Source organism: Rhodococcus sp. MS13, from assembly GCF_013277835.1.
In the GTDB taxonomy this organism is placed as follows: domain Bacteria; phylum Actinomycetota; class Actinomycetes; order Mycobacteriales; family Mycobacteriaceae; genus Rhodococcus_F; species Rhodococcus_F erythropolis.
Genome location: NZ_VBTL01000004.1, coordinates 655,665 through 678,601 on the forward strand (window position 1 = coordinate 655,665; position 22,937 = coordinate 678,601).

The window sequence follows — 22,937 nt, forward strand, 5'->3', positions numbered from 1 at the left end:
GAAATCAGGCGAGCGAATGCGTGACCAGTATGTGGTGGGCGCGCATTCGCCGTGCCTCGTGCACGGATTGATGGTGGTGATGGTGCGTCGGCCCGCGCGCGTGGCGGACCAGATCGTGAACAGTACGGATGACGGTCGGCATTGCGACCCTCCCTCAGGAGATTGTGACTGCTGCTCTTGTCAGGGGAATCACTGTCTGGACAACGCCACTCGCGCCACCTCCTCCGGGTCGATCAGGTGGGTATGGTCATCGTCGCCGACGTCGATCTGCACTACCTCGATACGGCCGTTGAATGTGGTTGCGCCACTGTAGTCGACACTGACAGGCATGCCGTAATCGTCACCGATGTCGGTGGTCTCGTCCGCGGAGAAGACCATCGGTTGGGTCTGCTCGACGCGACCCGAGCCCACCTCGCGACCGTCATGATAGATCGTGACACCGCCGCCCCTCGCGAGACCACCGCCGTCGTAGGCGAACTCAACTCTGATCTGATGTGATCCTGCCGGAATGTCAACCTCGGACCCGACGACGAACTCGGTCATGCCGAGCAGGTTGTAGACGAATTTGGCGCGACCTTCCCGCGCGTAAAGTGCCCAGCCGCCGAACCTGCCTCCCTGCGCGATCATCACACCGTTGGCAGTAATGCCATCCGCGATGTCGACTGCTGCTGTGACACTGAACGATCGGTTCTTGATACTCAGCACGCTGTGCTCGCTCAGCCGTTTCATTCCGGGAAACAGAACCTGTCGATTCCCGGACACCAACTGGGGACGCCCCGCGATGTGAGGGTTGAACCTCTCGAATCTTCGGTCGTCGATCGGAAGAACATTGTACTTGACCGCTTCGATCAACCACAACCGTTGCAGTGCAGCGAGTTTCTCCGGCAACTCGGCCGCCAAATCTTTGGACTGCGTCCAATCCTGCGACCCGTCGTAGAGCTCCCACACGTCGTCGTCGAGAGCGGGGAGTGCCTCCGCGAACAGCCACGGAGTGCTGTGTCTGGTGACCGCACTCCAACCGTTGTAATAGATACCGCGATTGCCGGCCATCTCGAAGTACTGCAGATCGTGACGTTCGGCGGCTTCGGCGTCGTCGAAGGTGTAGACCATGCTGGTCCCCTCGATCGGTGATTGTTGGACGCCGTTGACGAAGGTCGGTTCCGGCAGTTTCGCGACCTCGAGGATCGTTGGTGCGACGTCGATGACGTGGGTGAATTGCGACCGCGTCTCACCCTTGGTCCGAATCCCCGCCGGCCAGTGCACGATCGTTCCGTTGCGAGTGCCACCCCAATGCGAGGCAACCTGTTTCGTCCACTGGTACGGCGTGCACATTGCCCATGCCCACCCCACGGAGTAGTGGTTGTACGCGTCCTTGGTACCGAACTTGTCTTTCACTTCCGCCATGAACTCGGGTGTTTCGATGGCGGCGAGTCCGTTGAAGTTGGCCATCTCGTTGAAGGCTCCGTTGATCGTCCCCTCTGCGGACGCTCCGTTGTCGCCGATGATGTAGTACACGAGGGTGTTGTCGAGAGCTCCGAGTTCCTCGATCGCATCGACAAGCCGGCCGACATGGAAATCGGTGTGTTCGAGAAACCCTGCATAGACTTCCATTTGGCGTTCGAGGACAGGCTTCATCTCCTCACTCATGTCCTCCCACGCCGGAATGGCCTCGGGGCGCGGGGTGAGGACCGCATCCGCGGGGACGACTCCCCGCTGCTTCTGCTGCTCGAGAATCGATTCGCGTTGCGCGTCCCAACCTCCTGCGAACCGGCCCTCGTACTTATCTGCCCACTCCTTCGGAACATGGTGCGGTGCATGTGTGGCGCCGGGTGCAAAGTAGACGAAGAACGGCTTGTCCGGAGCCAATGACTTCTGCATCCGAACCCAGTCGATGGCGTGATCGGCCAGGTCCTCGGTGAGGTGGTAACCCTCCTCCGGTGTCTTGCCCGCCTCCACGGGCGCGACACCCTCGTACAGCGCCGGGTAGTACTGGTTGTTCTCCCCGCCGATGAATCCGTAGAAGTGCTCGAATCCGCCTTCTCCCGTCGGCCACGATGTGAACGGCCCCACCGGGGATGTCTGCCACGGCGGTACCTCGTGGCACTTGCCGAACTGCGCCGTCGAGTATCCGTTCAGTTTCAACGTCATCGGCAGTGCGGCTTTGGTATTCGGGCGCAGACCGGAAAGTCCAGGAGCCGAGGTCGCGGTTTCGGTGACCGAGCCCATTCCGACCGAATGGTGGTTGCGCCCACTCAGCAGTGCGGCGCGGGTCGGTGCGCACAGCGCAGTCGTGTGAAACCGCGTGTACGTGAGCCCATTACTTTGCAATCGCTCAGCAGTCGGTGTGTCCGCTGGTCCGCCGAAGGCACTGCTCGCGCCATATCCCACGTCGTCCAACAGGACCACCAGAACATTGGGTGCCCCGGCCGGCGGCAGTAGCGGAGTGATCGGCGGAAACTCCGTGTCCGGATCCTTCGCGTCGTACGTCACCAGACCAAGATGTTGTCGATCCGGAATCGGTAGTACAGCGCGGCTCTGGCCTGTCGGATCCGTCATGACGTCTCGCCTTCTGTCTCTCACATGGCTCTTTCAAGCGTTTCAGGATCACGACGACGTCGACATCATCCGTTTCGGGTGAAGGCGCACCATTGCCGCAGCGTGGAGGCTTGAAGTGTGGACCAGCCCGGACGTTTCGCTCCCACCCCGATCGGGCATGCCTTCCTCGTCCCCCGGCGCCGTGTGCGTGCCGGCCTGACCCAGATCCTGTGCGTCGTCGTAGGACTGGCTGCCGGACTGGCGATGCCATATTTACGTAGCGGCCCAATGATTCCCGCCCGTCAGGTCAGCGAGATGCTCGTTGCACTCGGGCTGGGGTTACTGGGTGTAGTCGCAGTGATCTTCTCGCTACTGTTCCTTGTCGTCCAGTGGGCCGCGACCACCTTCACTCCTCGCTTGTTGTTGTTCCGCGACGACCCCATCGTGTGGCGAACGTTTGCCTTCGCCATAGGCCAGTCGGTTTTCGACATCACTGCAGCGCTCGCCATCAGCAACGAAACGGATGTGTCCGTGGTCGTGCCAAGTCTCGCAGTGCTGGCACTCTTGGCCACGCTGACGCTGATCAGGCTGCTCCAGCTGCGCGCATTCTCGGCCATCCAGTTGGCTCCTGTACTGACCTCGATCTCGAGTCGTGGCCGAGCAGTCTTCGCCGCCGTGTACCCCGCCACCGATGTGGAGTTGCCTCCTCTACCAACACTTCCGGTGATCACGACTATCGAGTGGCATCGACCGCCAGCCGTTCTGCAACAGATCCTCGTCGAAGATCTCCTGCAGAGCGCTCGGAACTGCCGATCCATGGTGGTCCTCCGAGTGTCGCCGGGTAGCACGCTGCGAGACGGATTGCCGCTCGCCGACGTCTACGGCGGACCCATGCCCGCCAACACGATCCTTGACGCCTTGGTCAGTGGGAGTGAGCGGACCTTCACCCAGGACCCCCTACTCGCGATTCGGTTGTTGGCTGACATCGCGCTCAGAGCGCTCTCACCCGCTATCAACGATCCTGCGACGGCCGTGCAGGCTCTGGACGAGATCGAGGACCTCCTCTCTCTGGTGGCCTCCGTGCGCGCAGATTCGATCCGGGCCGTCGACGAGCGTGGTGATCTGCGTGTGGTGATTCCGCTGCCCGACTTCACGAGCTTCGTCAGAACCGGACTGGACGACGTCATAGCCTCGGCATCGAACTCACCACTCGTTCTGGGCCGACTTCGCGACCTACTTTCGCACGTCGCCGCCCAATCGGAGTCTCGGAACCGCGATATTCTCGCCATGCGCGCCCGCTGGATTGATCAGCTGTCACAAGGCTTCCCGCGACTCGAACCGCCGTTGTGAACCCGTACAGATTTGTTGGTGATCGCGTCAAGGCATCGTCAAGATCAGTCTCAGAGCTACGGGAAATGACGATACTGACTCGGTGAGACATGCAGTGATACTCGGACACCGTGGAGTCATATCGTCGACCACCCGCGCCGGCGGCGAACCTGAGAAGCAAAAGCTCTCCGTCGCAACCGGACTGGCGGGTCTGTCGCTCGACGCGATGGCCTCGGTGTCGTACGGTCCAGAGGCCATCGTGTTGGTGTTGGCCCTCGCCGGCGGCGCGGGGATCGGCTTCACCGTGCCGGTGACGATCGCCATCGCCGTGCTGCTTGTGGTCCTGGTGGCGTCGTATCGCCAGGTGATCGCCGCATTTCCCGAAGGCGGTGGCGCATATGCCGTCGCGAAGAAGCATCTGAGTCCTCGCGCAAGCCTGACTGCCGCCGCATCGTTGATCGTCGACTACACCCTCAACGTCGCGGTGTCGATCGCAGCCGGTGTCGCGGCTCTGACCTCCGCCTTCCCTGCGCTTCTTCCCTACACGGTCTGGATCGCACTGGCGATACTCGGCGGCATCACTGCACTGAATCTGCGGGGCATCGCAGATTCCGCGCGGGTATTCATGTTGCCCACCGTGGTTTTTGTCGTCAGCATCTTCACGGTGATCGGTGCCGGACTACTTCGGGAAAACCCTGCCGCCGCCACGGCTCCCTTCCTCGCCGACAACGCACACACGATCGGCATTCTCCTTCTGCTCAAGGCCTTTTCGAGTGGTTGCGCCGCATTGACCGGTGTCGAAGCCATCGCCAACGCGGTACCCAGTTTCAAGAAGCCTCGCGTGCGTAGCGCTCAGCGTGCCGAAGTAGCTCTGGGAATCCTGTTGGGCACCATGCTGATCGGCCTTGCCGTGTTGATCGAGAAGTTCTCACTGGCCCCGGTCCCTGGAACAACGGTCCTGTCGCAACTCACTTCCGCTGCCCTCGGAAATGGTGTGGGCTACTACGTCGTCCAATTCTCCACCGTGATTCTGTTGGCGTTGGCCGCGAACACCTCGTACGGCGGACTTCCCAACCTGATGCGGATCCTCGCCGACGACAACGTGCTCCCGCACCGCTTCAGCCGGAAGTCGACGCGCGACGTCTTCACGTACGGCGTTTTGTCGCTCGGTGGCGTCGGTGCTCTCCTGCTCATCGGATCCGGCGGAAACATGAACACCTTGGTGCCGCTGTTCGCCATCGGTGTGTTCATCGGATTCACGCTCGCGCAGTTCGGCATGGTGCGCCACTGGCTCACTGAACGGACACCGGGCTGGAAGTGGCGATTGGCGCTCAACGGTTTCGGGGCTGCGTTGACTTCGATCGCAGCAGTGGTGACTACCGCCATGAAGTTCACCGAGGGCGCCTGGCTGATCGCTCTCGCGCTCCCTGCGCTCGTCCTCGGCATGGAACGCATCCGCGGTGCGTACACACATATCGGTACGCGGTTAACCGTTCAGGGTGAGAACGATTCTCTGTCTATCGGATACAAACCAGCGGTCCTAGTACCCGTGTCCGAAATTACGTCGCTCTCCACCCGCGCGATGGCCGCGGCAACGGCAATGTCGTCGCAGCCCATCGCAATTCGAGTCTGCCTTGCCCACGAATCGACGACGGACTTCACCCGCCGATGGCAAGCCCGACACCCGAATTCGCGTTTGATCGTCATCGAGGACACCGAGAATTCCGTGGGGAATACCCTCGCTCGATACATCCGCACACACTTCCCCCACCGAGAAACCTTTGTTGTCGTCGCCACCATCGACCCGGCGACCAGATGGCACCGATTCCTCCCGAGCCAACGGACCGATGAGATCGCTCATGCACTGCGCAAACACACCGAGGCCGTGGTGTGCCAAATTCCGGTCCGGATCGATCCCGCTCACCGCGATCCAGCCCTGCGCGCATGAGCCGACGCTCAGAGCGAGGTCCCGAACAACATGCCGAGTAGATACGTTGCGCCGGCAGCGCCGTAGCCGATCGCAAGTTGGCGTAGCGCCCGCTTGAACGGCGGCCCGCCCGACAGCAACCCGACCACAACGCCCGTCGTCAGCAACGCGATCCCCACGAGAACAGATGCGACGATCAGAGCCGTCATGCCTTCCAGGCCGAACAGATACGGCAGCACCGGAATGATGGCGCCCGAGGCGAAGAAGCAAAAACTTGCCGCCGCTGCGCCCAACCCGGTTCCGACGGCTTCATGGTCGTCGACAACGTCAGCGGCGCCGAAGGTGCTGTTCACGAGGACCTCGGCGGCGCGCTGGTCCGCTTCCTCGGCGGACATGCCGCGGGCCCGGTAGACCAGGGACAATTCGTTGGCATCGACGTCGAGCAGTCCGACGGCTTCGCTGGCCGCGGGACCAGGATTGGACGCTTCCAACAACTCTCGCTGCGAGCGGACGGAAACGTACTCGCCGGCTCCCATCGACAGGGCGCCGGCCAGAAGCCCGGCCATGCCGGTGATCAGAACGATCTGGTTGGAGACGCCGCTACCGCTGATGCCGAGCACGAGAGCGAGGTTGCTGACCAGGCCGTCATTGGCTCCGAAGACGGCGGCACGAAACGTCCCCGAAAGTCTGTTCCGACCCCGAGTGGCCAAGGCCCGCACCACTTCTTCGTGGATCTTCTCGTCCGCGCCCATCGATGCGGTCGCGTCGGCGTCGTTCGGATACGGGGACCGCGTCTCCGCGCGCTGGGCAAGAGCGAGCACGAACACGGAACCGAAACGCCTGGCCAGAAAGCCCAGTATCCGAGTGCGGATATCGCCGCGTAGTGGTTTGCCGACGTGATCGCCGAGAAGCGCTCGCCAGTGCGCCTCGTGTCGGCCCTCCGCGTCGGCCAGGGCGAGAAGGATTTCGCGCTCCTCGCCGCTGCGCCTACTCGCGAGGTCGCGGTAGACGGCGGCCTCGGCTTGTTCGTCGGCGAGGTATCGTCTCCAGCGCTTGACATCTCGCGGGTCTGGATCGGGTCGTGCGGCCGGAACTGTGGACATCGTGTTCCCCTTCCGGTGAGGCGGTCACGCTTCGAGTACGCGGTCCATCCACGTCGTCAGATCATTGATGACGTCGTCGCGGTTGGTCTCGTTGAAGATCTCGTGCCTGGCGCCCGGATACGTGTAATAGGTGACGTCTTCGATCCCCGCCGAGTTGTACCGTTCGACTGCGACGTCGGTACGGCTCAGCGCGGCGTTGAGAGGGTCCGAGGTGCCGACGAAGACCAGGATCGGAAGGTCTTGCCGCACACCCTCGACCTCGACGAACCTCGGTCCCGCTGCGATAAGTCCGCCCATGCCGGCGTCGTCCAGGCTGAAACCGCACAGCGGATCGTTGATATACAAATCCACCTGCGCTTCGTCACGGCTGAGCCAGTCGTGCGGAGTACGGGCCGGTTCGAATTCGGCGTTGAACTGGGCGAGGACGTCCGGGCCGTCGTTGACGAGGCTCTCGATCAGTTGATCGACCGCGGTGGTCCCCGACAGTGCGACGGCGTCGATCAGGTGCGAATGATCGAGGATGTACTGCTGCGAAGCGAACGAACCGAGGCTGTGGCTGAGCAGTACGACGGGCAGGCCGGGGTGTTTGTCGCGGATGATGCCCGTGAGGGTCACCATGTCTGCCACCAAGCGGTTCCAGCCGTCGTCGCCGATGTTGCCTGGGCCGGCGTGCATGCTCTCACCGTGGCCGCGGTGGTCCGCCGCGTAGACGTGGAAACCGCGAGCATTCAGGGCTTCGGCGACGTGTGCGTAGCGTTTTGCGTGCTCACCCATACCGTGCGCGAGTTGAACAACCCCTCGAGGTTCCTGCTCGGTGGGCCATTCGTGGACATGAATGACCACTCCGTCGTCGCTGGTGAAGGTGAACATGCGCTACTCCCGGTGGTCGCGATCCGGACAGGTCATTTCTCATGCTAGATCCGCAGCGGCAATCCATCCGGGAAGTAGGTCCTGATCACCGGCGAGCCTGATTCGTTTCTGCACATCCGGGCTCGGATTCGGATATACCGGACACGGATGTTCCGGAGCCAGTTGTCGACCAACTTGAGGAGTACAGAGCGATGAATCCCAACCGCATGCGCAACGTCGGCTTGTTGGCGGCTCCACTTGCTGCTCTCGCCCTTCTCAGCGGTTGCGGCTCGGATGAAACGGGAACGGCCGAGAGTTCACCGGCACCCGCCTCAACCACGAGCGCCTCTGCGCCGACGACCCAGACCGGTACTGCCGCACCTTCGACGACCCATACCGATCACACCCAAACCACAACCTCGACGGCACCCAATCCCGAAGGCTGCGCGATCGGGGAACTGAACGTCACCCTAGGCGAGTCGAGTGGCGCCGCCGGTTCTGTGGAGCTTCCGGTGGTCTTCACCAACACGGGCGGCCGCACGTGCACGCTCGACGGTTTCCCCGGCGTCTCCTATGTCACGGGAGCGTCCGGAAGCGAAGTGGGTGCTGCAGCCGGCCGCTCCGGATCCGGTTCACTCGTCTCCCTTGCCCCTGGCTCTGCCGCAACGTCTTTGGTGCGCGCCACGAACGTCGAGAACTACCCGGCAGATCAGTGCGGCGTGACCGACGTTGCGGGACTGAGGGTTTACCCGCCCAACAGCTACGACTCGGTCTTCCTTGCCTATCCCACAAAGGGTTGCTCGATGACCGGCGCGAACATCAACCAGCTGACGGTCGCGCCGGTCGCCCGCTGAGTCACGGCTTGAGGCGTCGTAGGCCCCAGAGCGCCGGCAGGAGGAACAAGCCCGAAAGGATCAGGACGAGTGCAGCTTCCGTGAACTGGAAACGCCAGAACCGATCAGCTGAGTGGTAGCGAACTTCGTAGTGGTCGACGCCGTGTTCCCGCAAACAGATCTCCATCTCTCTGTTCTGCTGCGCTGAGAGCACATCCATGCGGAGGCTGTACTCGGCGCCGGTCTCCTCCGGGCGCTGGTCGTACGGGTTCTCGCCGCCTGATCCACCCCACGTGCACTCGTCGTATTTGATGTCGACCCAGTTACCTCGGAGGTCGACATATCCCTGCGCGAGTTCCCAATTGACCGCGGGGATACTGGTATCGCTCGAATAGTAGGAATTGAATCCGGCGACGGGTGACGTTCGGACACTCGGCTCGGCGTAATCGGGTCGTGCAACCAACTGAAATGCTGCCAGGATCGCAACAACACCGACCATCGTGATCGCCATTGCGCCGATCGAACTACGCACCAACAAAGCCAGTGCTGCTCCGAGCATGAGTGCCATGAATGTGTATGCACCCAAGACCAGTCCGCTGGATTGAAAGAGCGGATACGACAGGTTCGATATCTCGACGAAAGTCGAACGCCCGGCAACAAATGCATACCGGGAGTTGTCCGGGAGAGATCGAGCCCATTGCAGTGCAAATCCGAGCAATGCCGAAGCCACAGAAATCGGCAGGAAGACGATCAACACCCGGGTCCAGAACCAACGAGTCCGACTGACCGATTGAGTAAGCCCCAATACGTGCGTTCCCTGTTCGATATCCCGCGAAAACACGGTGACACCGATCAACACGCCGAGGAACACCGGCAGAGCCGTCGCAACCACTGTCGTCAGGGTGAGAGCAGTCTCTGCCGTGCAGATAGCGGTGATGTCATCGAAGCAACTGAGAGGCGATCCGAAGAGTTGGGCTTGTCCGCCGCTCTTGATGATCGCACCACTCGACAAGACAATGACTGCTAATGCCGCGAGGAATCCCAACGACACAACGAGCGATATCCGGTGGTGCCGCCACGTAACCCAGATCATGCCGCCACCATCGTTTCTGCGCTCAGGTGCCCGAGCACCACGTCATCGAGAGTTGCGTCGTCGATCACCCAGCCGGCCCGAGGGCTCGGACGGACTCCCTCCACCACATGAGAATTCGACCGCATCCCCTTGTCGGTATGAATGACCGCACCGGCGCCGACCACGTCCGAAGGATCGCCGTCCCCGATCAATACGTAATGGGCAGCGATCAATTCATCCAACGGACCAGACAATCTCGCGTTTCCGCCGCCCAGCAGAAGAAGTCGATCCGAGATGTCTGCCAATTCGGAAACGATGTGTGAAGACAACAGAACCGTGGTGCCGTACTCGGCAACGTCTTCGAGCAGAGTGGTCGCCACAGACCGCCGTGCAACCGGATCGAGATCTGCCAGAGGCTCGTCGAGTAGAAGCAGCTGCGGTCTGCGTCCGAGCGCCAAAGCCAGTGCAACCCTGGTTCGTTGACCTGGTGACAGAGTCTTCGCCTTTGCATCGAGAGCAATCCCAGCGCGCTCCACCAGATCCAGAGCGTACTTCGCATCCCACTTGTCGTTGGTATACGCACCGAATCGAAGAAGTTCTGCAACAGTGAATTTGGGATACAGCGGCTTGTGCTGAGCGAGGTACGACAGGCCTGGGCAGATGCCGTCCTGATCCGGCGTGCTGCCCAGGACGGAGATCGAACCGTGGTCAGGCATCGTCAACCCGACAGCCAAGGACATCAGTGTGGACTTGCCCGCTCCGTTCACCCCGACCAGGGCAGTGATGCTTCCTGTCGCGACCTCGAATGTGCAGGCGTCGAGCACCTTCTTCTTGCCGAAGCGCTTGTCCACGTCCTGCATCGTCAGTGCCGATTCTTGCGCAGTCATGATGCCTCCCCCTGCTTTCCGGACGGATCCGATTCGATGAACGTCTTCTCGAGCTCCAAACTCACCAATGCTTCGATGTCCGTGCGCTCGAGTCCGGCGGCCACGGCATCTGCAACCCAACGCGCCAACTCACGACGTAGCGCAGAGCTTTCCGCCATACCGGGCTTGGCCAGGGACTTCACGACGAACGTGCCCAATCCGGGCCTCGGGGCAACAAGTCCGTCGCGCTCGAGTTCCTTGTAGGCCTTCAGGACTGTGTTCGGGTTGATCGCGAGCGCTCCCACGACGTCCTTGGCTGTGGGCAGCCGATCCCCGACTTGGAGATCACCGAGCCTGAGCGCCTGCTTCACCTGAAGGACCAATTGCACGTAAGTGGGAATGCCGGATCGGCGGTCGATACGGAAGTCGATCATCCGAACCCTTTCACTAGTTCATTAGTGGAATAGATATTTACCCTGCCTTGACCTCCCGGGTCAAGCCAGACGACCCCTGTAAAGTGCAGATGCCCCGGTTCACCGGGGTGCCACGCTGCTCGTGTGAAGTTCGGTGAAACCCCGGCACTGTCGACGCAACTGTGAATTCGCCCGTCACTACTCGAGGCGAACGAGTCAGGTCACCGGCCTCGTGGCGACACGATGGTTCTCGGACGAAGGACCGCTCGTGGCGCTTCGCCTCGTGGCCGCGCTGCTCGCGACCCTTCACCACTAGTGGAGGGGTGGCTGTGAGTACTCGGCCGACACGTAGATTCAGATCTGTACTTGCAGCACTGACGGTGAGCACCGCACTGCTTGCCGGTGCCTGCAGTAGCTCGACGTCCGATGCACCCGCAACCACAGCCGCCTCGGACGGCTCGTTCCCGGTGACTGTTGTTTCCGGTCCCACGGATTCCGGCACGGACATCACCATCGAGTCACGTCCGCAGTCGATCGTGTCACTCAGTCCCAGCGCCACCGAGACCCTGTGGGCCGTCGGCGCGGGCGACCAGGTGAAGGCCGTCGACAATCAGTCCGACTACCCGGCCGGTATCCCGGTCACCGATCTCTCGGGCTTTCAACCGAACGTCGAAGCCATCCTCGGCTACGCACCGGATCTGGTGATCGCATCGGATGACATGAACGATCTTGTCTCCGGGCTGCAAAAGGCGAAGGTGCCGACACTCCTGCTACCGGCAGCCACAAGCATCGACGACGTCTACGCCCAGATCGAGCGCGTCGCGAAGGCCACCGGCCACGAGGACAAGGGCACCGAAGTTGTCGACACCATGCGCTCGGACATCGACGCCGCTGTCGCCAGTGTTCCTGCGCGCCAACAGCCGCTGACGTACTTCCACGAACTCGACTCCTCGCTCTACACCGTCACGAGCTCGAGCTTCGTCGGGCAGATCTACTCGCTGTTCGGAATGAAGAGCATCGCCGACGCCGCGGGGCAGGGCGACTATCCGCAGCTGTCCGCCGAATTCGTGGTGCAGGCCAATCCCGATCTCATCTTTCTCGCAGACTCCCAATGCTGTGGAGTGACAGCAGAATCCGTCGCCGCCCGGCCCGGGTGGAGCGGCATGAAAGCGGTTACCGGCAACCAGATCCATGTGCTCGACGAAGACCTTTCCAGCCGCTGGGGACCTCGTGTCGCCGATCAGGTGAAGGCCGTCGCGGCCATCGTTGCCCAAGTTCCCGCGGCCTGAGCACTCGATGATCAAAGCCGGTATCTCCCATCATCGGACGGCCGTTCTGCTCGGCGCCGCGCTGATTCTGTGCGCTGCCTTGCTGATCGGTGTTCTGGTGGGGCCGGCCGGTTTGACGCCTGATCGAACCATTCTCGAACTTCTGGACGGAATACCCGGCATCCACCTCGATTCCGGTCTCACCGCGACACAGCAGGCGATTCTCTGGCAGATCCGGCTTCCGCGAGTAGTCCTGGGCGCGTTGGTCGGAGCAATGTTGGCCGTTGCCGGTGCCGCCTACCAGGGCGTGTTCCGAAATCCCTTGGCAGATCCGTATCTCCTCGGAGTTTCCAGCGGAGCCGGACTGGGCGCAACCCTCGCCATCGTTTCGGGTGGAGCGCTGGGCATGTTCGGAATTCCCATGGCCGCCTTCGTCGGCGGTGTGCTGGCCGTGTTCGCAACTTATTCGCTCGGCCGCAGCATTGGCGGGCCGCAGAACGCGGTAGTCATCATCCTCGCCGGTGTCGCAGTCGCGGCGTTCACGAATGCAGCGCAGACTTTTGTCCAGCAGCGGTTCGACGATTCACTCCGCGAGGTCTATTCCTGGCTGCTCGGCGGACTATCCACCGACGGTTGGTCGGAAGTTCTGGTTGTCCTGCCGTACGTCGCGCTGGCATCTGCCGTCATCCTGGTACACCGACGCGTACTCGACGTGATGGCCGTAGGTGACGTCGAAGCCGCCAGCCTCGGCGTCGACCCGGCCAGATCACGCCTGGTACTGGTGCTCGCCGCAACTCTGGGAACGGCGGCGGTCGTGAGTGCAAGTGGACTGATCGGCTTTGTCGGAATCGTTGTTCCCCATGCGGTTCGACTGGTCGTCGGCCCGTCGCATCGACTGCTTCTCCCCCTGTCACTCATGCTCGGAGCGGCGTTTCTCGTCCTCACCGACGTTGCCGCCCGCACGGTCATGGCACCGGCCGAACTCCCCATCGGGGTTGTAACCGCGATGATCGGCGCTCCGTTCTTCCTTCTGGTTCTGCGCCGCAGCCGGGTCTCGGCATGACCGACAGCGCAGTGCGGTGCCGCGACCTCCGAGTCAACCTCGGCGGCAAGGACGTCGTCGACGGCATCGATCTCGATGTGACACCCGGCGATTGGGTTGCCGTGGTCGGGCCGAACGGCGCCGGCAAGACAACCTTGATGCATGCCCTCGCTGGATTGATTCCGTCTACCGGTGAGCTCTCGGTCGGGGGACTGAGTCCTCGCAATTCCAGCCGCAAGGCGATGTCCGCCGTCGTCGCGTTGATGCCTCAGCGTCCGGTAGTACCCGAGGGCTCAACGGTTAAGGAACTGGTTGCGCTCGGCCGCACTCCCTATCTACGACGGTTCGGAACCGAAACCGCCACTGACCGTTCGGTGATCTCTTCGGTGATCGAGAGGCTCGACCTCACCGAGTTCGCAGATCGACGAGCCACCGAACTTTCCGGTGGCGAATTGCAACGCGTGGTCCTGGCTCGGGCACTGGCCCAAGAACCGCAGGTACTGCTCTTGGACGAACCCACCAGCGCCCTCGACATCGGTCACCAGCAGCAGGTTCTCGACTTGGTGGAGGAACTGCGTGAAGCCGACAACATCACGGTCATCGCCGCGATGCACGACCTCACTCTCGCGGGTCAGTACGGTCGACGAATCGTGCTGCTGGACAAGGGCAGCGTGGTTGCCGACGGCACACCCTCAGCGGTGCTGGAGGCAGACCTCCTCGGCCGCGTGTACGGCGCCCGGGTCGAAATCCTGGACCGGCCCAGCGGTCCCATAGTTGTTCCGATTCGGCAGGAAGGCACCCGCTGATGGAATTGGTGATGCTCGGCACCGGCGCTGCCGACGGTTGGCCGAACCCGTTCTGCACTTGCCCTTCCTGCCTGTCCGCCCTGTCGAGTGAAACCATCCGCGGGCACACTGCTGTCCTGGTGGACAACAGAATCCTGTTGGACTGTGGACCCGAAGTACCGCGTGCCGCGTCGCGATTCGGTCGCACGCTGGCACACGTGGAACACATCCTGTTGACGCACTCTCATCCCGATCACCTCGGCCCGATGGCATTGCTGTTCCGGTCCTGGGCCTCGCGCACCGAACCACTACAGGTTCTCGGACCACCCGACGCGCTCGCTCTCTGCCGAGACTGGGTGGGCCCGGATGACCCGGTGACCTTCACACCGCTCGAGACCGGCCAGTCGATCATGTTGGGCACCTATCGTGTTCGCGCACTCGAAGCCGCGCACGAAGTACCCACCCTTCTCTACGACATCACCGACGCATCCGGAACCCGAATCTTCTGGGCCACCGACACCGGGCCTCTGCCCGAATCCACTGTCGACGCACTTGCCGACGCGCGTTTCGACGCCGTCTTTCTCGAAGAGACCTTCGGCCACAAAACTGATCACGGCACCGGGCACCATGATCTGCCGAGTTTCGCGGAGACGGTGACCCGACTACGCAATTGCACCGCGATCACCGATCGAACCGATGTGGTCGCCGTACACCTCGGGCACCACAACCCAGTCGAAAACGAACTCTCGGAAGCACTTCGCTTGTCCGGGGCGCGAGCGGTTCCGGATGGAGCTGTGCTCGAGATCGGGGTAGGACAGGGCCATCGAACTCTGGTCACCGGTGGCGCCCGCTCGGGCAAGTCCACTTACGCGGAGGGCCTGCTTGCCGGCTACCGGAACGTCACGTACATCGCCACCGGGGATCCGCAGGACGACGATCCCGACTGGATCGAACGAATTGCGTCGCATCGCGCGCGGAGGCCGTCGACGTGGACGACGGTAGAGACCTCCGAAGTCGCCGAGATTCTCGCGGCCGCAACAACACCGATCCTGCTCGACTGCCTCGGCACGTGGTTGACCGCACGTCTGGACCGACATCAGGCGTGGGCGACAGAAGATCTCAGCGCCGTCCACGCAGATATCGACGTCTTGGCCGACGCCTGGACCGCCTGTCCGGTTCCGATTGTCGCCGTCACGAACGAAGTGGGAAGCGGCGTCGTCCCGGACACGAAGTCCGGGAGGCTGTTCCGCGATCTACTCGGTCTGGTGAACAGCCGCATCTCCAGTGAATCGGAGTCCGTGGTCCTGATGACCGCCGGGCTCCCCCTGAGCCTGCGCGTGTGACGTCAGAGCAATCCGGTGAGCTGACGCGCACAATCGAGTAGGAAACCGACCAACTCTCGATCCTCGTCCGTCACTCGCCCGCTCGCTCCCTGAACACACAAACCGCCGGCCACCTGGTCTGCGTGATCTCGAACCGGTACTGCCACCGCGGATCGACCCAGGCGGCATTCCTGGTTCTCGAATGCAAAACCCTGCAGGCGAACAGACCTCAGCTGCTCATACAACGCATCGAAATCACCGAGGGTGAACTCCGTGACCCGGCGAAGTTCCAAACCCGAAAGCAACCGCTCGTCGTGCGCCAACAGAACCTTCCCCAGCGCATTCGCGTGAAGGTTCTTCGGCAGCGCCGCTATTCCGATGATCTCGTGATCCGGATCCTTGTCGACGAACCGCAAGCGCCCACCGGCGAATGACGCGACGTGCAATCCGAACCTCGTGTGTGTCCGCATGTCCTCGACGCGCTCGTGCAGCGTCGGCGCCGGACCACTCGACGACGCCGCATGCGAGAGCTCGGCAGTCCGACGTCCCAACGCGAACCCTGACAGGTCCGGCACCCGCACGAGAAAGCCCTCCGCCACCAGCAGATTCAGCATCCGGTACGCCGTGGCCGATGGAACGCCTGCAAAAGTGGCGATCTCCTTCGCGGTTGTTCCCGGTCCCAGATGAGCCACCGCCTCGAGCATCCCCAGCGCCTTTTGAACCGCACGCGGTTGTTGTCCACTGAAGTGGGTCTCTTCGCCGATCTGTTTTCCTGATCGTGGACCAGCGGTTGCACGGTCCGCGGTCACCGCCCATGCTCCGGCGAGTCACCCTCGGAGGTCCCACGATCCGGAACGAGTCGCCTTCGCCCGTCACCGTCGATCAGCAGAGTGCCAGCACCGGGCAACAGGTCCGCCGTCTCGACGCTGTCGAAAGCGCCAACCATCAGAAGGCTTTCAGGTCTGGCTCTACGGAGCAATGCGCTCCACACTGTCCCCGACACAGCAACAGCAAGAGCAGCGATCGGCAGTGCCCACATCCCGTGAACCGCACCGTCGAGAACGATGTAGACCAGTAGACCCGCACCGGCGGTACTCACGGACAGGGTGCATATCCGGGTCAGCGACGTATGTTCCCCGATTCGGCGCAAGAACTTCCACGAAGCAAAGGCCACCAGCGTGTAAGCGCAGACCAACGCGGTCTCCACCACGCCGTCGAAGGATCCCGAATCGTCGCGAACCGTATCCGAATAGATGAATACGCCTGCCGCACTTACCGCGACGAACGCAAGTACCGCAACGTACGGGGTGCGGAACCGTCTGTGCACGCGAGCGAGCGGCGCAGGCAGTACCCGTTCGATCCCCATCGAGTACAACAACCGCGAACCCGCCTGCGCACAACCGAGAGTGGATGCGAACCAGGAACACGTCATTCCGATCTTGACTGCCAGAACCACCTCCGCGCTGGCCCCGGATGCCGTTCCCTCGAAGTACGCTCCGACGATCGTCGCGCCGTGGCCGGTCATCGCCGCCCAGGCCGCAAAAACGAAGAGGACCCCGCAGATGATCGGCGAAATGAGAACCGTGCGTGTGACGCTGATGAGTGGTCGCTTCGCTTCCGGGCCGAAGAAGGCCGAACTTTCGAAGCCCGCCATGCTGAGCACCGTCAGCATCGCGAGAAACGGAACTGCACTCAGCGACGGATTCGGCAGGGCAACAGCAGTTGTCGTGTCACTGTGCGTCGCCAGCATGACCACGACGATGAGAATCAACGAGCACGCTTCGACGACCAAGATCGCTCGGGTGGCGAACCGGACGCCGCGCACTGCAATCCACGCGACGGCCACGGCAATCGCCACCGTCGTGATCACCGTCGCGGCAGTCCCTCGCACGTCGGGGCCGACAATGGCGATGGTATCGAGCAGACTCGGAACTGCCTGTGAGAAAACCGAAACCGAGATTCCGAGATACCCGAGTACCAGTGCGGCGCCCGCCGTCAGTGTCGCCCGGATACCGGAGCCTTGGAAGACGAAGCTGTACAACGATCCTGCTGCGGCCAGTCTCCGCGTGAATTGAGTGATGCAGAACGCAACGAGAAACACCGCCGAAGTTGTCGCAGCAATCGCAGCCAACCCGACGTAGCCGGGACTGTAGGTGATCATCCACAGGGCGATGAACACCATTCCCGTTGCCGGCGCGATCGTGGAGAGTGATTGCCCCAACAGGTCGATCGGGGTCAAACGTCCTCGTCCGAGACCACGGAGCGGGGAGAACACGGGCTCACTGTGTTGATCCGCATTCTGCGCTCGCGTGATCGCCGCACGCAGTGCCGCACTCACGGCCATGTGTCACCGTCCGTCGCGTCCAGGCCCGAACCTACGAGCGAATTGTCAGAATTCGGTCAAGTTAGTCCGCTTATGTTTCCGCGCAGTTTCCACGATGGCGCGCACAGAACTTTCAAGTGAGAATCCGACTCTGTTTCCCACCCAGCGTCATGCCGGATCAAGGGCGGCCGACGGTATCCGGCCCCTCCGGCAGCACGTTGACCTGTGAGTTCTCCGATTCTCACACGACAGCTGCTCTCTCAGTTGCACCTCGTCCAGGCGTAGCGCGGTCGACGCGGGTTCGCAGCATCGCCCGTACAGGATGTGTCCCACACACCACCGGCACTACCCGAGAGGAACGGAGGAAGCATGGACTTGGTCAGCGCCACCACTTCGACGATCATCGGATTTGTTCTCCTGCTCGCCGGCATTCCCAAGCTGAACGACCACGACGGGGTCCTTCGTTCGGTGCGCGGATACAAAGTGTTGCCTGTGCGACTCGAAGTACCGATCGCTCGCATCCTTCCCGTCGCGGAAACCGTCGTAGGCATCCTTCTGGTTCTCGGCGTGGCCCATCGCCTCGCCGCCTTGGTTGCTGCCATCATGTTCGCGTCGTTCTTCACGGGCCTCACGATCAACCTCCTGCGTGGGCGACGCGATCTGGACTGCGGATGTTTTGCATTCGGAGTCGGCGAGATTCCGCGTATCGGATGGTTCCACGCCGTTCGCGCCGGAACACTCGCGGTGATCGCTGTGGCACTGTCGGTCACCGCCGGACAGGCTGAGATCGGCGTCCAGGTCGTGGCGGCGACCTTCGGATTCCTCCTCGTTCTGGCTGGAGTTGCTCTCGCACAGATTCGTTCGGTGGTCCACCTCGGACGACGCCCGGTCGACGACTACCTGTCGAGCGCCTCCATCCGCCTACGAACCGCCGAAACCGCGTCCCGGTACGGCTCGTGACTCACATCCCCACCACTGAAAACTCGAAGGCAGGACTACCACGATGACCACTTTCCTCCTTGTCGCGACAGTGATCCTGGTGATCGCCGTAGCCGTACTGTTCTTGATGGTTCTTGCTCTGGCTCGTGAAATCGGCCGCGTACAAGTACGTCTCGGACCTCTCGGTGCCCGGATGATGGATACCGGCCCCAAGGTCGAACAGGCCGGCCCGTCGTTTGCCGGTCTCATCGATCAGGAAGGACGGACCGTCGGAGTCGGTGGTCACCGCGACAAGCCGCAACTCCTGCTGTTCACCGCTCCGAGTTGCTCGACGTGCAAGAGTCTTCTTCCCGGCGTAAGGGCAATGGCCCGAGCCGAATCGGATCTCGACGTGATCATCATCTCCGACGGAACACCCGAAGAGCATCGCGAGTTCCTGGCCGGCAGCGGGATCGGTTCCGAGCTCAGTTACATCGACGCTCGAGACGTCGGTATCGCGTACCAGGTGGGCACCACTCCGTACGGCGTGATTCTCGACGAGCACGGCAAGATCCGAGGAAAGGGCCTGTGCAATCACATGGCTCAGGTGGAAAGCCTGCTCAATGCGCTCGAATCCGGCACCCCCTCACTCCAGCACCTTCATGCCCAGGCGAAATCCGGCAGCGCGGCCTGATCTTCCTGCACAGTTCGATCCTCTTCACGAATCAGGAGAAAATCGTTGGACGACAATGAATTCCCGCAGCACAACATGACGGAGAACCGATATCCCGTCGACGAGGCGACAGTTCAGGCCCAGGCCGAATGGATGGCGGGCCAGGGCGGTTCGCTCACCAGTCGAACCGGACGCAAACTCTCCGAACGAGTTTCGCGGCGATCCATGATCAGTCGGATCGGCAAGTGGACCATGGGTGTGTCAGGAGTGGCACTGATCAGCACACTTCCTGTGACACGTAGTGCCTTCGCCCAGGAACCCGAGGTTCCTGCGCCGGCACCTGGCCCCGAACCTCTTGTCCCTGTCTACGACGGTAAAGATCCGGCCGAGTGCGAGTACTGGCGCTGGTGCAACATGGACGGAACGTCCTGTGCCGCATGCAACGGCGGCGGTGTCACCACCTGCGCCCCCGGCAGCAAGCCCGGCGCAGAGTTCTGGGTCGGATGCTGCACCAACCCTGATACCGGCAAGACCTATCTGATCGCCTACTACGACTGCTGCGGTGCACCTTCGTGTTCCAACGCATTCTGCGGCGAACCGGACATGCAGGCCGTGATGTACAACCCGGTCTCCGGAAGCTACGACCAGGAAATCATCTGGTGTGTCTCCGACGAGTCTCAGGCATACACCTGCACGATGGCGCCCATCATCGGTGAGGACTGCCAGACTCGACCGGCCGAGCGCCCCAAGGTCGGTGCCGGATCATGAGCAGTCCGCGAACCCGAAAACTGGCGCGACCCGCCGTTGCCGTCATCCCACTCACCGTCGTACTCGCGCTGGCCGGTTGCAGTTCGTCCGACAACGACGAACCGTCCAGCGCAGGTGATGTCACCTATCCGACAGTTCCGTTCACTGCTCCGGGCGAGGGGATCTCCCTCGGTCACGACGACCAGGAAATCGGCGATACCATTCCCGAGCCATTGCACGTCGGTTCGATCACCCCGATCGCAGCTGACCGCTTGCTGGGCGTCGAAGGTGGATTCGGCCAGCTCGAGCTCAGCGTCAACGTCATCGATCCGAAAACCGGTGTGGCCGAGAGCCGAATCACCGTCGGCCCGGGTATCTGGGATCCGGTCATTCACGGATTCGTCGGGGATTCCGCCGAGGATCCTGCGGTGCTCGCTGCCGAGGTGTGGCGCCCCCGAGGTTCCCGCGGCGCAGCAGATTTCACGGTCAGCACCTACTCCGGAAACCTGCTGGAACCAGCCGAGGTCATGCTTCCGGACGTCGCACGCGTACATTCCCGTCCCGGCTCGAACGCCGTGACGTCCGACGGCAAGTTCTTCGTCACGTGGGACGACGGTTTGTACGGAATCAGAGTGGTCGACCTCGAGAAGAAGGAAGCGACCGGTGCACTCCAGATAGTCGGCTGCGGTCCGTTCACGTGGATGGTCGATCACGAGCTGTACAGCGTCTGCGAGGACACCCGGGAACTGCTGCACGTCACGATCGGTGACGACGGTGTTCCGAAGGAAACCGCCCGAAGCAAGGTCCTACCCGAGGATTTTGTCTCCACCCGCAAGGTCACGTGGGCATCGGAAGCACAAAAAGCCTTGCTGGTCAGTGAGAACGGCGATGTGTACGTCTTCGACTTCTCCAACGGACTGCCTCAGGAAGGTGTCAAGCCGATCGGAAACGCCGGGCAGGACTCCGGTCGATTCTCGGAGAACGTCATCAATGCCGACGCAACCCGGCTCGCAATCGCGTACACGGACACGGCTATTCATCCGGACTCTGCTCGGGGAGGCTCACTGGTCAAGATCGACTTGTCCGACGCAACGACCTTCGCCCCGGTGAAGAGCTTGACGCTGGCAGACCTCGGCTTGACAGACATCAAGAGCATGACCTTTTCCGTCGACGGCGCCACGTTCTACGTGCTCGGTACCGGACCTGAGGTCGAAGGCTCCGCTCCGCAGAAGATCGTGGGTTACAACGCGAGCACCGGCGAGCAGGTCAGTTCCGTCGATGTCTCGGGCAACGTCGGTGATGTCAGCGGGTTGATCACACCAGAAGTACTCCGATGAGTCGTCCCGGATCCGGTGTGGTGATGGGCCGGCGCCGCTTCCTGAGTTTGGGAGCACTCGGCGCCGGAGCACTCGGGCTCGGCGCAATGGGGACGATTGCCGGATGCAGTTCCACTGCAGCATCTCCGACGCCCACAACCGATCTCGACTACATTCTGCCCACCGACCCCGAAGTTGCCGCCGCAGAATCGGCGCGAGCCTGGAACGGGACCACCGCTGCGTTTGCCCTTGCCGCCGGATTCTCGACGGTAGATCTTGGCGGACGCCTCGTGGACACGTGGACGTACGGAGGCGCTGCGGTGGCTCCGGAACTTCGACTGAAGTCCGGTGACCGGGTGAACGTCAGCGTCCAGAACGGCCTCGATGCCGAAACAACACTGCACTGGCACGGAATTCGAATCCGCAACGACATGGACGGCGCGGCACCCACCACGCAGGCCCCCATCGGCGCCGGTTCGAGTTTCGAGTACAACTTCATCGCACCGGATCCGGGAACGTACTGGTACCACTCGCACAGCGGATTACAAGCCGATCGGGGGCTCTTCGGCGCCATGATCGTCGAGGATCCGAACGACATCACCGGGGCCGACGCCGATGCCGTTCTGGTGCTCGACGACTGGCTCGACGGATTGGGTACCACACCGGATTCCGTCCTGATGGCCCTGAACCCGGCAATTTCGGGCGGGCACGGCGGACACGGCGGTGGGGCAACGACTCCGGCGGAACACTCGGAAGCCGACATGTCCGTCGCGCAACAGTTGGTGAGCGGTGGACACGGTTCTTCCGAACCACTCGGCGGGATGACTCAACACATCGCGTATCCACTGCACTTGATCAACGGGCGGCCACCCAACGATCCTGCTGTCGTCACTGCAGCGCCCGGTTCGACCCTTCGACTGCGAATCATCAACGCAGCGGCCGAAACTCCATACCGGTTTGCTGTGGCCGGTCACGAGATGACAATCGTCGCTACCGATGGCTACGACGTGGAACCAACTCCCGCCGACACCATCATCGTCGGAATGGCCCAACGCTACGACGTACTGGTGACGGTGAAGTCGGGAACATGGCCGGTGGTGGCGAAGGTCGAGGGCCGAGATGGTTATGCGTCGACCGTCCTACGCAGCACCGACGCGTTGGCGCTGGCGAATCCGGATGTGGGCGGGAACCTCTCGGAACTGGCCGGCCGACTGGTCATCGAAAGCGAACTCCGGCCCACGGAATCCGCACGGCTCGAGACGAAGTCGCCTGATCGCGACTACCACATCGAATTGATCCAGGCCGGCGATCGGTACGTCTGGGGAATGGCGGGAGCCGATGCGGGCAAGCTCGTCATGAAACAGGGCGAACGGGTCCGGATCACGATGAAGAACACGTCCACGATGTGGCACCCCATGCACACCCACGGCCACACGTTTGCGGTACCGGATTACGGCGGACTTCGCCGCGACACCGTCAACGTCCTACCCGGCACCGAGCTTGCCATCGAGTTCGACGCCGACAATCCCGGCGAGTGGATGTTCCACTGCCACAACGCCTACCACTTCGAGGCCGGCATGACGGCAAATCTGCGTTACGTCCGCTGACAAGTCGAA

At 62.2% G+C, this 22,937-nt stretch carries 21 protein-coding genes; 12 read left to right on the plus strand and 9 right to left on the minus strand.

The features are described 5' to 3' along the window. Nucleotides 1-4: 4 nt before the first annotated feature. On the minus strand, nucleotides 5-142 hold the full coding sequence (locus tag FEZ59_RS11550) for a hypothetical protein (RefSeq protein WP_153211511.1): 138 nt from the start codon (nucleotides 140-142) through the stop codon (nucleotides 5-7). A gap of 47 nt (nucleotides 143-189) precedes the next feature. Further along, on the minus strand, nucleotides 190-2,556 hold the full coding sequence (locus FEZ59_RS11555; RefSeq protein WP_134998902.1) for an arylsulfatase: 2,367 nt from the start codon (nucleotides 2,554-2,556) through the stop codon (nucleotides 190-192). A gap of 117 nt (nucleotides 2,557-2,673) precedes the next feature. On the opposite strand from FEZ59_RS11555, the gene FEZ59_RS11560 reads away from it, so the two are divergent. Continuing rightward, a complete protein-coding gene (locus FEZ59_RS11560; RefSeq protein ID WP_021345713.1) occupies nucleotides 2,674-3,885 on the plus strand; it encodes a DUF2254 family protein in 1,212 nt (403 codons plus the stop codon). 94 nt (nucleotides 3,886-3,979) lie between these two features. Continuing rightward, entirely contained in the window at nucleotides 3,980-5,812 is a 1,833-nt protein-coding gene (locus tag FEZ59_RS11565) for an APC family permease (protein WP_134999003.1), read from the plus strand. Nucleotides 5,813-5,820: 8 nt separating this feature from the next. On the opposite strand, the gene FEZ59_RS11570 is transcribed toward FEZ59_RS11565, so the two are convergent. Both FEZ59_RS11570 and FEZ59_RS11575 read right to left on the minus strand, forming a co-directional pair. Then, nucleotides 5,821-6,894 (minus strand): VIT1/CCC1 family protein, encoded by a 1,074-nt coding sequence (locus FEZ59_RS11570; RefSeq protein WP_021345715.1) that lies wholly within the window; start codon nucleotides 6,892-6,894, stop codon nucleotides 5,821-5,823. A 24-nt stretch (nucleotides 6,895-6,918) separates the two neighbouring features. After that, on the minus strand, nucleotides 6,919-7,764 hold the full coding sequence (locus tag FEZ59_RS11575; RefSeq protein ID WP_021345716.1) for an alpha/beta hydrolase: 846 nt from the start codon (nucleotides 7,762-7,764) through the stop codon (nucleotides 6,919-6,921). A gap of 191 nt (nucleotides 7,765-7,955) precedes the next feature. On the opposite strand from FEZ59_RS11575, the gene FEZ59_RS11580 reads away from it, so the two are divergent. Continuing rightward, nucleotides 7,956-8,597, plus strand: coding sequence for a DUF4232 domain-containing protein (locus FEZ59_RS11580; protein ID WP_134998904.1), 642 nt, complete (start codon nucleotides 7,956-7,958; stop codon nucleotides 8,595-8,597). 1 nt (nucleotide 8,598) lies between these two features. Here FEZ59_RS11580 and FEZ59_RS11585 read toward each other — a convergent pair whose 3' ends face one another. The 3 genes from FEZ59_RS11585 to FEZ59_RS11595 are packed head-to-tail and all read right to left on the minus strand — an operon-like array spanning nucleotide 8,599 to nucleotide 10,948. Further along, nucleotides 8,599-9,669, minus strand: a complete 1,071-nt coding sequence (locus FEZ59_RS11585; protein WP_037249688.1) for a hypothetical protein — start codon at nucleotides 9,667-9,669, stop codon at nucleotides 8,599-8,601. Continuing rightward, the gene (locus FEZ59_RS11590) at nucleotides 9,666-10,535 is read right to left on the minus strand and encodes an ABC transporter ATP-binding protein (protein WP_134998905.1); all 870 of its coding nucleotides are present in this window, start codon (nucleotides 10,533-10,535) and stop codon (nucleotides 9,666-9,668) included. The genes FEZ59_RS11585 and FEZ59_RS11590 overlap by 4 nt, the downstream gene beginning before the upstream one ends. Beyond that, on the minus strand, nucleotides 10,532-10,948 hold the full coding sequence (locus FEZ59_RS11595; RefSeq protein ID WP_021345721.1) for a GntR family transcriptional regulator: 417 nt from the start codon (nucleotides 10,946-10,948) through the stop codon (nucleotides 10,532-10,534). The genes FEZ59_RS11590 and FEZ59_RS11595 overlap by 4 nt, the downstream gene beginning before the upstream one ends. A 308-nt stretch (nucleotides 10,949-11,256) precedes the next feature. Here FEZ59_RS11595 and FEZ59_RS11600 point away from each other — a divergent pair, with 308 nt between their 5' ends. The 4 genes from FEZ59_RS11600 to FEZ59_RS11615 are packed head-to-tail and all read left to right on the plus strand — an operon-like array spanning nucleotide 11,257 to nucleotide 15,365. Then, nucleotides 11,257-12,216, plus strand: a complete 960-nt coding sequence (locus FEZ59_RS11600; RefSeq protein WP_020970983.1) for an ABC transporter substrate-binding protein — start codon at nucleotides 11,257-11,259, stop codon at nucleotides 12,214-12,216. Nucleotides 12,217-12,223: 7 nt separating this feature from the next. Then, nucleotides 12,224-13,258: an iron ABC transporter permease gene (locus FEZ59_RS11605; protein ID WP_020970984.1), complete on the plus strand. Its 1,035-nt coding sequence runs from the start codon at nucleotides 12,224-12,226 to the stop codon at nucleotides 13,256-13,258. Then, nucleotides 13,255-14,043, plus strand: a complete 789-nt coding sequence (locus FEZ59_RS11610; protein WP_020970985.1) for an ABC transporter ATP-binding protein — start codon at nucleotides 13,255-13,257, stop codon at nucleotides 14,041-14,043. Before FEZ59_RS11605 ends, FEZ59_RS11610 begins: the two co-directional genes overlap by 4 nt. Continuing rightward, complete coding sequence (locus FEZ59_RS11615) at nucleotides 14,043-15,365, plus strand: bifunctional adenosylcobinamide kinase/adenosylcobinamide-phosphate guanylyltransferase (RefSeq protein WP_172932650.1); 1,323 nt, start codon at nucleotides 14,043-14,045, stop codon at nucleotides 15,363-15,365. The genes FEZ59_RS11610 and FEZ59_RS11615 overlap by 1 nt, the downstream gene beginning before the upstream one ends. Before the next feature lie 2 nt (nucleotides 15,366-15,367). Here FEZ59_RS11615 and FEZ59_RS11620 read toward each other — a convergent pair whose 3' ends face one another. Beyond that, on the minus strand, nucleotides 15,368-16,153 hold the full coding sequence (locus FEZ59_RS11620; protein ID WP_141488298.1) for an IclR family transcriptional regulator: 786 nt from the start codon (nucleotides 16,151-16,153) through the stop codon (nucleotides 15,368-15,370). Beyond that, the gene (locus tag FEZ59_RS11625) at nucleotides 16,150-17,688 is read right to left on the minus strand and encodes an APC family permease (protein WP_172932651.1); all 1,539 of its coding nucleotides are present in this window, start codon (nucleotides 17,686-17,688) and stop codon (nucleotides 16,150-16,152) included. The genes FEZ59_RS11620 and FEZ59_RS11625 overlap by 4 nt, the downstream gene beginning before the upstream one ends. Before the next feature lie 348 nt (nucleotides 17,689-18,036). Here FEZ59_RS11625 and FEZ59_RS11630 point away from each other — a divergent pair, with 348 nt between their 5' ends. The 5 genes from FEZ59_RS11630 to FEZ59_RS11650 all read left to right on the plus strand — a co-directional run bounded on the left by FEZ59_RS11630 (nucleotide 18,037) and on the right by FEZ59_RS11650 (nucleotide 22,928). Beyond that, on the plus strand, nucleotides 18,037-18,627 hold the full coding sequence (locus tag FEZ59_RS11630; protein ID WP_041815327.1) for a MauE/DoxX family redox-associated membrane protein: 591 nt from the start codon (nucleotides 18,037-18,039) through the stop codon (nucleotides 18,625-18,627). Between the two features lie 43 nt (nucleotides 18,628-18,670). Further along, nucleotides 18,671-19,279: a redoxin domain-containing protein gene (locus tag FEZ59_RS11635; protein WP_019745575.1), complete on the plus strand. Its 609-nt coding sequence runs from the start codon at nucleotides 18,671-18,673 to the stop codon at nucleotides 19,277-19,279. A 75-nt stretch (nucleotides 19,280-19,354) separates the two neighbouring features. Continuing rightward, nucleotides 19,355-20,026, plus strand: coding sequence for a methylamine dehydrogenase light chain (locus FEZ59_RS11640; RefSeq protein ID WP_029256402.1), 672 nt, complete (start codon nucleotides 19,355-19,357; stop codon nucleotides 20,024-20,026). Continuing rightward, entirely contained in the window at nucleotides 20,023-21,342 is a 1,320-nt protein-coding gene (locus tag FEZ59_RS11645) for a hypothetical protein (RefSeq protein WP_042925925.1), read from the plus strand. Before FEZ59_RS11640 ends, FEZ59_RS11645 begins: the two co-directional genes overlap by 4 nt. Next, nucleotides 21,339-22,928 carry a multicopper oxidase family protein gene (locus FEZ59_RS11650; protein WP_020970990.1) on the plus strand — a complete coding sequence of 530 codons (1,590 nt, stop codon included), beginning with the start codon at nucleotides 21,339-21,341 and terminating at the stop codon, nucleotides 22,926-22,928. The genes FEZ59_RS11645 and FEZ59_RS11650 overlap by 4 nt, the downstream gene beginning before the upstream one ends. Nucleotides 22,929-22,937: the final 9 nt, after the last annotated feature.

Bases quoted from the DNA above. Each gene is read 5' to 3' on its own strand.
- FEZ59_RS11550 (WP_153211511.1), bottom strand. From the start codon at position 142: ATGCCGACCGTCATCCGTACTGTTCACGATCTGGTCCGCCACGCGCGC.
- FEZ59_RS11585 (WP_037249688.1), bottom strand. From the start codon at position 9,669: ATGATCTGGGTTACGTGGCGGCACCACCGGATATCGCTCGTTGTGTCG.
- FEZ59_RS11615 (WP_172932650.1), top strand. From the start codon at position 14,043: ATGGAATTGGTGATGCTCGGCACCGGCGCTGCCGACGGTTGGCCGAAC.
- FEZ59_RS11580 (WP_134998904.1), top strand. From the start codon at position 7,956: ATGAATCCCAACCGCATGCGCAACGTCGGCTTGTTGGCGGCTCCACTT.
- FEZ59_RS11595 (WP_021345721.1), bottom strand. From the start codon at position 10,948: ATGATCGACTTCCGTATCGACCGCCGATCCGGCATTCCCACTTACGTG.
- FEZ59_RS11590 (WP_134998905.1), bottom strand. From the start codon at position 10,535: ATGACTGCGCAAGAATCGGCACTGACGATGCAGGACGTGGACAAGCGC.
- FEZ59_RS11640 (WP_029256402.1), top strand. From the start codon at position 19,355: ATGACGGAGAACCGATATCCCGTCGACGAGGCGACAGTTCAGGCCCAG.
- FEZ59_RS11605 (WP_020970984.1), top strand. From the start codon at position 12,224: ATGATCAAAGCCGGTATCTCCCATCATCGGACGGCCGTTCTGCTCGGC.
- FEZ59_RS11575 (WP_021345716.1), bottom strand. From the start codon at position 7,764: ATGTTCACCTTCACCAGCGACGACGGAGTGGTCATTCATGTCCACGAA.
- FEZ59_RS11630 (WP_041815327.1), top strand. From the start codon at position 18,037: ATGGACTTGGTCAGCGCCACCACTTCGACGATCATCGGATTTGTTCTC.
- FEZ59_RS11635 (WP_019745575.1), top strand. From the start codon at position 18,671: ATGACCACTTTCCTCCTTGTCGCGACAGTGATCCTGGTGATCGCCGTA.
- FEZ59_RS11645 (WP_042925925.1), top strand. From the start codon at position 20,023: ATGAGCAGTCCGCGAACCCGAAAACTGGCGCGACCCGCCGTTGCCGTC.
- FEZ59_RS11650 (WP_020970990.1), top strand. From the start codon at position 21,339: ATGAGTCGTCCCGGATCCGGTGTGGTGATGGGCCGGCGCCGCTTCCTG.
- FEZ59_RS11570 (WP_021345715.1), bottom strand. From the start codon at position 6,894: ATGTCCACAGTTCCGGCCGCACGACCCGATCCAGACCCGCGAGATGTC.
- FEZ59_RS11625 (WP_172932651.1), bottom strand. From the start codon at position 17,688: ATGGCCGTGAGTGCGGCACTGCGTGCGGCGATCACGCGAGCGCAGAAT.
- FEZ59_RS11555 (WP_134998902.1), bottom strand. From the start codon at position 2,556: ATGACGGATCCGACAGGCCAGAGCCGCGCTGTACTACCGATTCCGGAT.
- FEZ59_RS11610 (WP_020970985.1), top strand. From the start codon at position 13,255: ATGACCGACAGCGCAGTGCGGTGCCGCGACCTCCGAGTCAACCTCGGC.